This window comes from Deltaproteobacteria bacterium (assembly GCA_022340465.1).
Classification (GTDB): Bacteria; Desulfobacterota; Desulfobacteria; order Desulfobacterales; family B30-G6; genus JAJDNW01.
This window is the reverse complement of the sequence record JAJDNW010000064.1, coordinates 1-8,738: the sequence shown is the minus strand read 5'-3', so window position 1 is coordinate 8,738 and position 8,738 is coordinate 1. Positions and strand designations below refer to the sequence as shown.

8 protein-coding genes are annotated in these 8,738 nt (G+C 54.7%); 5 read left to right on the top strand and 3 right to left on the bottom strand.

Features of this window, described 5'->3' with window-relative positions:
• The 4 genes from LJE94_10185 to LJE94_10170 form a co-directional block, all read left to right on the top strand.
• The coding region (locus LJE94_10185) for a hypothetical protein (GenBank protein MCG6910477.1) at nt 1-284 on the top strand (284 nt) is incomplete at its 5' end.
• Nucleotides 285-579: 295 nt separating this feature from the next.
• Nucleotides 580-1,794, top strand: coding sequence for an NEW3 domain-containing protein (locus LJE94_10180; protein ID MCG6910476.1), 1,215 nt, complete (start codon nt 580-582; stop codon nt 1,792-1,794).
• 1 nt (nt 1,795) lies between these two features.
• Nucleotides 1,796-2,548 carry an ABC transporter ATP-binding protein gene (locus LJE94_10175; GenBank protein MCG6910475.1) on the top strand — a complete coding sequence of 251 codons (753 nt, stop codon included), beginning with the start codon at nt 1,796-1,798 and terminating at the stop codon, nt 2,546-2,548.
• Nucleotides 2,549-2,551: 3 nt separating this feature from the next.
• Nucleotides 2,552-3,508, top strand: coding sequence for an ABC transporter permease (locus LJE94_10170; GenBank protein ID MCG6910474.1), 957 nt, complete (start codon nt 2,552-2,554; stop codon nt 3,506-3,508).
• 235 nt (nt 3,509-3,743) lie between these two features.
• Here LJE94_10170 and genX read toward each other — a convergent pair whose 3' ends face one another.
• From genX to LJE94_10155, 3 genes are all read right to left on the bottom strand, one after another.
• Nucleotides 3,744-4,658 (bottom strand): EF-P lysine aminoacylase GenX, encoded by a 915-nt coding sequence (genX, locus tag LJE94_10165; GenBank protein ID MCG6910473.1) that lies wholly within the window; start codon nt 4,656-4,658, stop codon nt 3,744-3,746.
• Between the two features lie 110 nt (nt 4,659-4,768).
• Complete coding sequence (locus LJE94_10160) at nt 4,769-6,085, bottom strand: histone deacetylase (GenBank protein ID MCG6910472.1); 1,317 nt, start codon at nt 6,083-6,085, stop codon at nt 4,769-4,771.
• Between the two features lie 35 nt (nt 6,086-6,120).
• Nucleotides 6,121-7,794, bottom strand: a complete 1,674-nt coding sequence (locus LJE94_10155; protein ID MCG6910471.1) for a hydantoinase/oxoprolinase family protein — start codon at nt 7,792-7,794, stop codon at nt 6,121-6,123.
• Between the two features lie 442 nt (nt 7,795-8,236).
• Between LJE94_10155 and LJE94_10150 the strand changes: the two genes are divergently transcribed.
• The coding region (locus LJE94_10150; GenBank protein MCG6910470.1) for an AMP-binding protein at nt 8,237-8,738 on the top strand (502 nt) is incomplete at its 3' end.

The following is an 8,738-nucleotide window of genomic DNA, read 5'->3' as shown; positions in this document are numbered from 1 at the left end:
GTAAACAACATGGTAAAATAGACACAATCCTTAGAATTCACTTTATGTTGCATCCAGAAAGTAGCGCTGTCTATTTGATATCCATTGTAATAACAGACCATTATATACACTTTGCCATGTTGTTTATGCAACTATGGGGTAAAGTAACGCATGACTGTCAAGATGGTGTAAAAGCCCGTATTGAGAATATGCGGTCCGGTGCGGCACAGCCCCTTGACATCCCCATGAACGGTGATTATTCTCTCGCCACGATATTGAGTAGCTACATCCTATTGGTACATTAATCTATATTTTGCAGGATGACACATGTACTACTTCTGTAAGCGTATACGATTGATAGGGCATTATCTCTCTGTTCGCAGCCAGATGAACGAACTGAAATACCGCATTTGCGGATTCACCAAAAGCGATCCGTAACCCCCCACCATGCCTCCCGCCCAAGGCGGTATAAGCCACATAGCCGGCATAAAATAACGACCGGTAAGCACACCCAGCATTATCGTTATAATGGGCAATACACTGGATACATCCCTGGATGAATTCGAAGGATGGGATCTTTTCGCCATAAGGAGACCTCAAATGATCAGCAGTAAAAAAACCCGATTATTCCCTATTTTGTCCCTCTTTCTGGTGGGCGTCATCTGTATGGCTTCGGCACCCCGGGCCGGGGCCGAAGAAAAACCGCTCCCGGATCGCATGGTGAGCATGGCGGTGGAATATCCCAGCGTCGAGATACCGCCGGATGAGAATGTCAGCATGAATGTCATTTTTTACAACAAAGGTCGGTCCGACGAAAATGTGGACGTATGGATATCCCGGCTGCCCGATCGGTGGACCGCCAGGCTCAAAACCTACCGTTTTGCCGTGTCGGCAATCCACGTTCCATCGGATGACAGCAAAACGCTGACATTTGAAGCCACCCCCGATGAACATATCCCGGAAGGCGACTATACATTCCGCATTGAAGCCAAGACGCCCGACGGCAGGTTTCACATGGCGCAGGACGTCACCATCACCATCAAAAAGAAAAAAGAGGGCGTCAAAGAAACCAAGGGCGTCAAGCTCACCACTTCCTATCCAGTGCTCAAAGGCCCGTCGGACGGTGAATTCGAATTTTCGGTGGAAGTGGACAGCAAGCTGGAAGAAGACAGCATTTTCGACCTGTTTGCCGAAGGCCCGGATGGGTGGACAGTTAATTTCAAACCGGCCTACGAAAGCAAATTTATCTCCAGTCTGCGCATCAAAGCCAATCAGAGCCAGACCGTGGCCGTTCAAGTCAAACCCCCGGCATCGGCCCAGGAGGGTGAGTACCCGGTTAAAATCAGAGTCTCCGCCAACGACGCCAAAGCCGAAGCCAAACTCATGGTGGTTCTGACCGGCACCTACGATATCGAGGTCGGTACGGCCAGTGGATTGCTATCCCTGGATGCCAAACAGGGCAAAACATCCTCGGTATCCTTTTATGTAAAAAACACGGGATCGGCCGTCAACAATCAGATCAGCTTCATGTCTTTTAAGCCGGAGAACTGGAAGGTTGAATTCGATCCCGAAAGCATCGACGCCATAGAACCCGGCGACCTCAAACAGGTGGACGTCAAGATTACCCCCTATGAGGACGCCTTGGTGGGTGACTACTCCGTCAGCCTGAAGATCAACGGTGAAAAAGTTTCTAAAAACATGGAGTTCAGGGTCAGTGTCAAGGCCTCGTCAAGATGGGCGTGGATCGGTATTGCCATCATCGTTTGCGTCATCGCCCTGTTAACCGTTATATTCCGCAAACTGGGAAGAAGATAAAATGTCGGAAACCGTCATCATCGAAACTGAAAATCTGACCAAGATGTACAAGGCCGAAACCGCTGTTTCGAATCTGTCGTTCACGGTAAACCAGGGAGAGATATTCGGTTTTCTCGGCCCCAACGGCGCCGGGAAAACAACCACCCTGCTGATGCTTATGGGATTGACCGAGCCCACCAGCGGCAGCGCCAGGGTACTGGGCATCAATCCCACCAGAGAGCCCATCAAGGTAAAGCGAAAAATCGGATACCTGCAGGAAAACATGGGGTTTTACAGGGACATGAATGCCCTTCAATCCCTGGCGTACATCGCGGCTCTCAATGGTATCGAATCCAGGGTCGCCGATGGGCGTATTGAAGATGCCCTGACAATGGTCGGCCTGAAGAATGAAATCGACAAACAGATCGGCGCCTATTCACGGGGCATGCGGCAGCGTCTGGGCATAGCCGAACTTTTGGTTAAAAATCCGGAAGTGGCATTCCTGGACGAACCCACTCTCGGCCTGGACCCCGAGTCGACCAACCGCATCACGGGCTTGATCCAGCGGCTTTGCGCGGAAAAGAAAATGACCGTCCTGCTCTCCTCCCACTTGCTCCACCAGGTTCAGAAACTCTGCGACCGTGTCGGCATTATGATCGACGGCCACATGGTGGCCCAGGGATCCATGGACCAGCTCGCGGAAGAAAAGCTCGGAATCGGCAAAAAAACCCGCACGCTGGAAGAAGTCTATATGCAATATTTTCAGGAGTCCTAAGCCATGAACGGTATCCTTGTCATATTGAAAAAAGAACTCGCGGATCACTTCAGCAGCTATCGTTTTCTGCTTTTATTTGCATTGATCGCCATGGTCAGCATGATTACCGCCTACATGGCCGGCTTGAATATGGCAAAAAACCTGGAGAGCATGGCCAAACCCAAATTCATTTTCATGCTGATGTTCACATCTTCGGGGGCGGGCTTTTCGCTGGTGGACTTTGTGTCGTTTTTCGGTCCCCTTATCGGCATTATCCTCGGCTTCGACACCATCAACCGGGAAAGGAATGAAGGCACCCTCAGCAAACTGCTGTCACAGCCTATCTACCGGGACGCCGTGGTCAATGGAAAGTTCCTGGCCGGGCTGACCCTCATTGCCATCATGATGACCTCCATCCTTTTGGTGATCTCCGCCCTGGGCCTGATTGTTCTGGGGATCGTTCCGGGGGCTGAAGAAATGTGGCGGATTTTTATCTATCTGCTCATCAGTGTTTGCTATATCTCTTTCTGGCTGGGCATATCGATTTTGTTTTCGATCCTTTTCCGCAGTGTGGCGACCTCGGCACTGGCCAGTATCGCGGCCTGGGTGTTCTTCTCTTTTTTTCTCTCTCTGGGCGCCAATGCCGTGTCCAGTGCCCTGACGCCCGATGCCGGCCAGTCAAACCCCGAAGCCCTTATGCAGCGGGCAAAAATCGAAAAGGCAATCTCGCTGACATCGCCCCTGGACCTCTATTCAGAGGCAACCGCCACCATCATCGACCCCATGAAAAAAACCACCCGTTCGATGGTTCAGATAGGCATGCTGGAACAGGTTTCCATGTCCAGATTCTCCGGCCCGTTGCCGCTGTCCCAGAGTATTCTGATTGTCATGCCGTATATTATCTCCATGATCGCCATTACCATCATGTGCTTCGGCATTTCTTATACGGTGTTCATGCGGCAGGAGATACGATCCATTTAATGACCAACATTCAAAAGATCCAAACATCGATGTAAGCCGCCGGTGGTCGGGTTTCAGCTTTTGTCATTACGTTGTTTGGCCCATTGGACTCACAGCTGCGATTCAATGGGCAACAGACGCAAAAACCCCGCACCGAACCGCCGCCAAAAGCCTGCGTAAGGCTCTTTGTCGAACGTTTTGGGCTGACCGTTTACCAGGCCATGCCACAGCAGCTTTTCACTACCGTTTTCGGTAATCAGAGCTCTTCGGGTGTGAAGGCCACCACGTCGTCGATGCAGGCCGTGTCGACAAACAGCATAACCAGGCGGTCGACGCCCAGGGCATTGCCGGCGGCTGGGGGCATGGCCTTCAAGGCTTCTAGAAAATTTTCGGGGAGGGGGTAATCGTCTTTGCCGGCCCGTCTGCGCGCCTCCCTTTCCTTTTCGAAGCGCGTTCGCTGCTCATGGGAATCCGCCAGCTCCGAAAAGGCATTGCAGAGCTCCAGGCCGGCGATGTAGAGCTCGAACCGTTCCGCCAGTTCCGGATGGCCGGGTTTGCGCCTGGCAAGGGACCCCAACGCTCCGGGGTAGTCATACAGAAACAGGGGCCGCTCCTTTCCGAGGCGGGGTTCGACTTCAAATGCCAGAACGTCGTCGAACACACCCTCTTCCAGGCTTTGGCCTAAAGAGATGGAGGCAAAAGCCTCGAAGGCCCGTTCAACGGTCATCCGCTCCCACGGGGGGGCCAGGTCGATACGGCCGCCCTGGTAGGAAAGCACCGCATCCCGGCCGAGGGAACGCACAACGGCAGAGACAAGGCGTTCACACTGCCTCATCATGGCCAGGTAGTCGTCTCCGGCCGTGTACCACTCCAGCAAAGTCAATTCCGGCAGGTGCCGGCGCCCCCTCTCATTCTGCCGGAAGCATTTGCATATCTGAAAGATGCGCGTATAGCCGGCCGCCAGCAGGCGCTTCATGCACAGTTCGGGGGACGTGTGCAGATACCACGCTCCGCTTCTGACGGCGTCGATGTGCGCCTCCGGCGCGGGGGACGGTATCCGGTGAGGCGTTTCCACCTCCAGATAGTCGTTTTTTATGAAATAGCGTCTCACGGCCGCGATGATCTCGGCCCGCAGTTCTAAATTTTTCAGGATGGTTTGTTGACGACACATCGTGTTGGTATTTGGTGTTTGGTGTTTGGTTCGCTCAGCGTCTCAACGCATTTGACGTAATCCGAGCACGAAACACAACACACCAAACCCTACATTTTCCTAAGCTGAGCTTAGGATTTTTTAGTAAGGTATTTGTCCTGGGTTCGATCCTGAAGATGCACACCACTGAATGTCTGCGTGCTTTCCTCTTCATACCAGGCATGGCCCTGGTTTTTGCATGCTTCGCAGGCTTTTCGCGGGATGTGGATCGCCAGGACTCTGTTGCCGCGGCTCGAGATGGAGTCGATTCTCAAGGCGCCGCTGCAGTCGTTGCAGATGCGAATGGTTTCCTGCTGCGTTTCCCGGATATTGTCGGTGTCGTAAAAAACATGGCGGGTTCTTTCGTCAAACGCCTTGTCCCCCTGCAGCGCTTCCTGAATCGCGCCCCTGTCTTCCCAAAACTGAAGCACCTTGTCGCCGATCCTTCGAATGCGTTCCGATGTATCCTGGGTCTGCCTGATTTTTTCGGGGTCGTAGCCCGGTTCCCTGACGTGGCTGTAGTCGATGCCCGCCATGGCCAGAATGATGCCTGTGTTGACGTAGGGCAGCGCGCCCTCGATCGAATAGCCGCCCTCCAGCACGGCGATGTCCGCTTTGAGCAGTGCCGTCAGATCGGCATATCCGCGGGCGGAAAAGTTCATGTTGGTGATGGGATCGGCATAGTGGTTGTCCTGCCCGGCCGAATTGATGACCAGCTCGGGCTGAAACGATTCCAGTATCGGCATGACCACGTTTTCGGCAGTATGGAGAAATCCTTCCTCGGACGTGTACGGAGGCAGAGGAATGTTCACGGTGGTTCCGACGGCATTGGGTCCGCCCATTTCATTGATAAAACCGGAGCCCGGGTAGAGGGTGCGCCCGTCCTGGTGAATGGAAATAAACAGCGTGTCCCGATCGTGCCAGTAGATGTCCTGGGTCCCGTCTCCGTGATGGCAGTCCGTGTCCACCACCGCCACGCGGTCGACGCCGTAGGCCGCCCTTATGAACTCGATCATGATCGCCTCGATGTTCACGTTGCAGAACCCCCGGGCGCCGTGGACCACACGCATGGCGTGGTGCCCAGGCGGGCGGACCAGAGCAAAGCCCCTCTCCACGGTCTTATCCATGACCGCCATAGCGATGGTTTTGGCCCCGCCGGCGCTGACGAAGTGAGACTCGGTCATCACATTCCAGACGTCGGGCACGCAGAAATGAACGCGCTGCACGTCCATGAGGTTCACGAGGTCGGGTTTGAACTCCCTGATTCCCTGGATGTCGAAAATGCCCTCCTCGGTTACCTGATCCTGTGTGTAGAGCAGGCGTTCCTCCCTTTCCGGATGTGTAGGGCTGATAGCCCAGTCGAAGGCCGGAAAAAAGACCAAACCTGTTTCGTGTTGTGCTCGCAACATCTCATTTCACCTAAAACAAATCTGCCGGGAAAAAATCACATGGGCACCATCGCCTCGTAGCCGGCAATCAGCCCGGGTTTCACCTGCGCACGAATGCGGATGTGCTTGCCGGTGGTGTTGAACCCCCTGACGATATTGAATTCCATTTCCTCGATCACTTCCATCTCCAGGTTGTCCGGGTTGGCGCCCCTTTTGACAGCCCTGTTTTTCAAGAGCGAAAAAGCGGTGCGCACGGCTTTTTCACGATTGAACTCATGACCCACGGTTGCCCTGAATTCTACTCCGGGCGCTATGGCGATGCCCTGCTCGGTATCGGCAAAAAGGGTGACCTCACTAGTGGTGCGCGCCAGGGCGGCGCCGATGGCGTTGGCCACCGACCACTTGGGCACTATCGCAACCCTCATTCCCGACAGCTGTTCCAGCTTTTCGCCGAAATAGGGTGCCGGCCCGCCGAGGATGAGCATCTGCTGCGGCTTCAGCCGGCAGCCTTCCTGAATCTCGTGAATGGTGTAAACCGGTTTGCTGTTCAACCGCTCGACCATGGCCGAAGCCTCCTGCAGAATCTTGCTGCAGGCGTGTTTAAAAATCCTCTGTGCGGCCTCTTCCACGGAAAGGCCCAAACCGGCTGCGATGGGTGCAAGCCCCTCGACGGACTTTTCCCTGTCGCCCGCTTCCACTTTGTTGAGCACGAAGAGGGCATCAGTGGGCGTGGGTTTCGGACCGCCGTACGCCATGGCGGGCCCGATTCGCTCAGGCCCGACTTCTATGTCCCGATCGCTCAGGCGAACCAGGCTGTCTCCGCCGATGCCGATGGATCGGGTGTCCAGGGAGCGTACCAGGGTACGATAGCCGCCGATGTCGATCCCCAGAGGAGCCAAAAGCGGTACCCCGGCCATTAAAACGGTCATGTCGGTGGTAGTCCCGCCGATGTCCAGCACCAGGGAGTCGACATTTTCCGGTGCATAGGCCAGCGCTCCCATTACACTGGCCGCAGGTCCCGACAAGATGGTCTGCCCCGGAAACTCGATGGAGGATGCGAAATTCAGGTTGCCGCCGTCGGCCTTGAGAATGCGGATGGGCATGGTCAGGCCCCTGGCCTCGAGCGACCGCTGGACGGCCTCGAAGAATTCCTTGTGGATAGGGTAAACCGAAGCATTCAGGTAGGTCGTGGCGATCCTGCGGGGAAAATTGAGGTGACCCGAAATACGGTGCCCCATGAACACCCTTTCAAAGGCATTGCCCAGATGCGTTTTGATCTGCAGTTCGTGCGCAGGGTTGCGCACGGAAAATTTTCCGATCACACCGACGTGGCGGATCCCTTTGGTCCGGAGTTCCCGGGCCACGCGTTCGATCTCTCCAGGATCCACAGGCTGGACTTCCCGGCCGCGGTGGTCAATGGATCCCGCGACGGGATAATAAAGCTCGTTGGGTTGGAAAAAACGCGGGTCGATGCCGGGGCCGCTGGATACGATGATCGCGACTTCCGGTATTTTTTGCTGCACGATGGCGTTGGTGGTGAGGGTCGTACTGAGCACGACCCGCTTGATCGTCTCCGGGCCGATTCCGGACATTATTTTTTCGAGTCCGGCCAGTACCGTGCCGAAAAGGTTGGAGGTGTCGGTGCCCACCTTGACATCGCGTACAACCCCCTCTCGATTCAAAAGGACCACATCCGTGTGGGTGCCCCCTACATCCAGCCCAATGATCATTCCGCCTCCCGTAATGACAGTTTCCCTGCATCTGCGGCCAACCCGAAAATCGCTCAACCTAGGTCTTCGCATGATTTGATTTTGATTGCAATTTAAAAACAGGACTGCTATTTCGCGGTAAACAGTCCCATCGACCGCCCATGGGCGGCAAGGCTTCAAAACCAAAAAAACGGACATAACCAATAGCAAGGTAAAAGCCGGCCGGCCGAGGGGTGATGCCGCCCCGGCCGCGAAACGGTTCGAGGTTTTCACGACCGGAGCGGTATTATTCCTCGGCAATCGTTGTGCCTTATTTTGGGTTATAGACCCGTAAAAAATGTCCGACATCCATACAGATCTTTCTTTCACCTACGTTGAGCGTTTCAACTAATAATGCCGGACAGCCACCGGCGCTGTCGCTTCGCACCAAACCTGCAACCATTTACCAAAGGAGGAGAAAACGATGACATCGATTTCGCAAGCCCCCACGATATGGGAAGCCCTGAAAGAAGCGGCCCGGATTTCACCGGAAAAGGCGGGATGTATTTTTCAATCGGAAGCGATCTCTTTCAAGGATATAGATGAACGTTCCGACCGGGTGGCCGCCGGACTGCTGCAGCTTGGCATGCAAAAAGGCGACCGGATCGGCATCATCGGCCTGAACCAGCCGGAATGGGTTTATCTTTATTTCGCAGCCGCCAAAATCGGCGCCGTCGTGGTCGGGCTGAGCGTCAGGTACCGCAGTTCGGAATTCGAATATATCCTCAACCACAGCCAAACAAGCGTAGTGGCGACACTGCCGGCCATACCCGACATGAACTACGTGGAATTTTTTCAAGAATTCGGCCCCAAGATCCCCTCCGTCAAGCAGTTTATCTTCATCGGAGGTGCGGGGTCCGAAGGGAGTCCGACGGTGGAAGCGCTTTTGGACACGAAGGTGGACCGGGAGGCCCTGGACAAGGCCC

Coding starts and splice junctions, on each gene's coding strand:
- LJE94_10180 (MCG6910476.1), top strand. CDS start 580: ATGATCAGCAGTAAAAAAACCCGATTATTCCCTATTTTGTCCCTCTTT.
- LJE94_10175 (MCG6910475.1), top strand. CDS start 1,796: ATGTCGGAAACCGTCATCATCGAAACTGAAAATCTGACCAAGATGTAC.
- LJE94_10170 (MCG6910474.1), top strand. CDS start 2,552: ATGAACGGTATCCTTGTCATATTGAAAAAAGAACTCGCGGATCACTTC.
- genX (MCG6910473.1), bottom strand. CDS start 4,658: ATGTGTCGTCAACAAACCATCCTGAAAAATTTAGAACTGCGGGCCGAG.
- LJE94_10160 (MCG6910472.1), bottom strand. CDS start 6,085: ATGTTGCGAGCACAACACGAAACAGGTTTGGTCTTTTTTCCGGCCTTC.
- LJE94_10155 (MCG6910471.1), bottom strand. CDS start 7,794: ATGATCATTGGGCTGGATGTAGGGGGCACCCACACGGATGTGGTCCTT.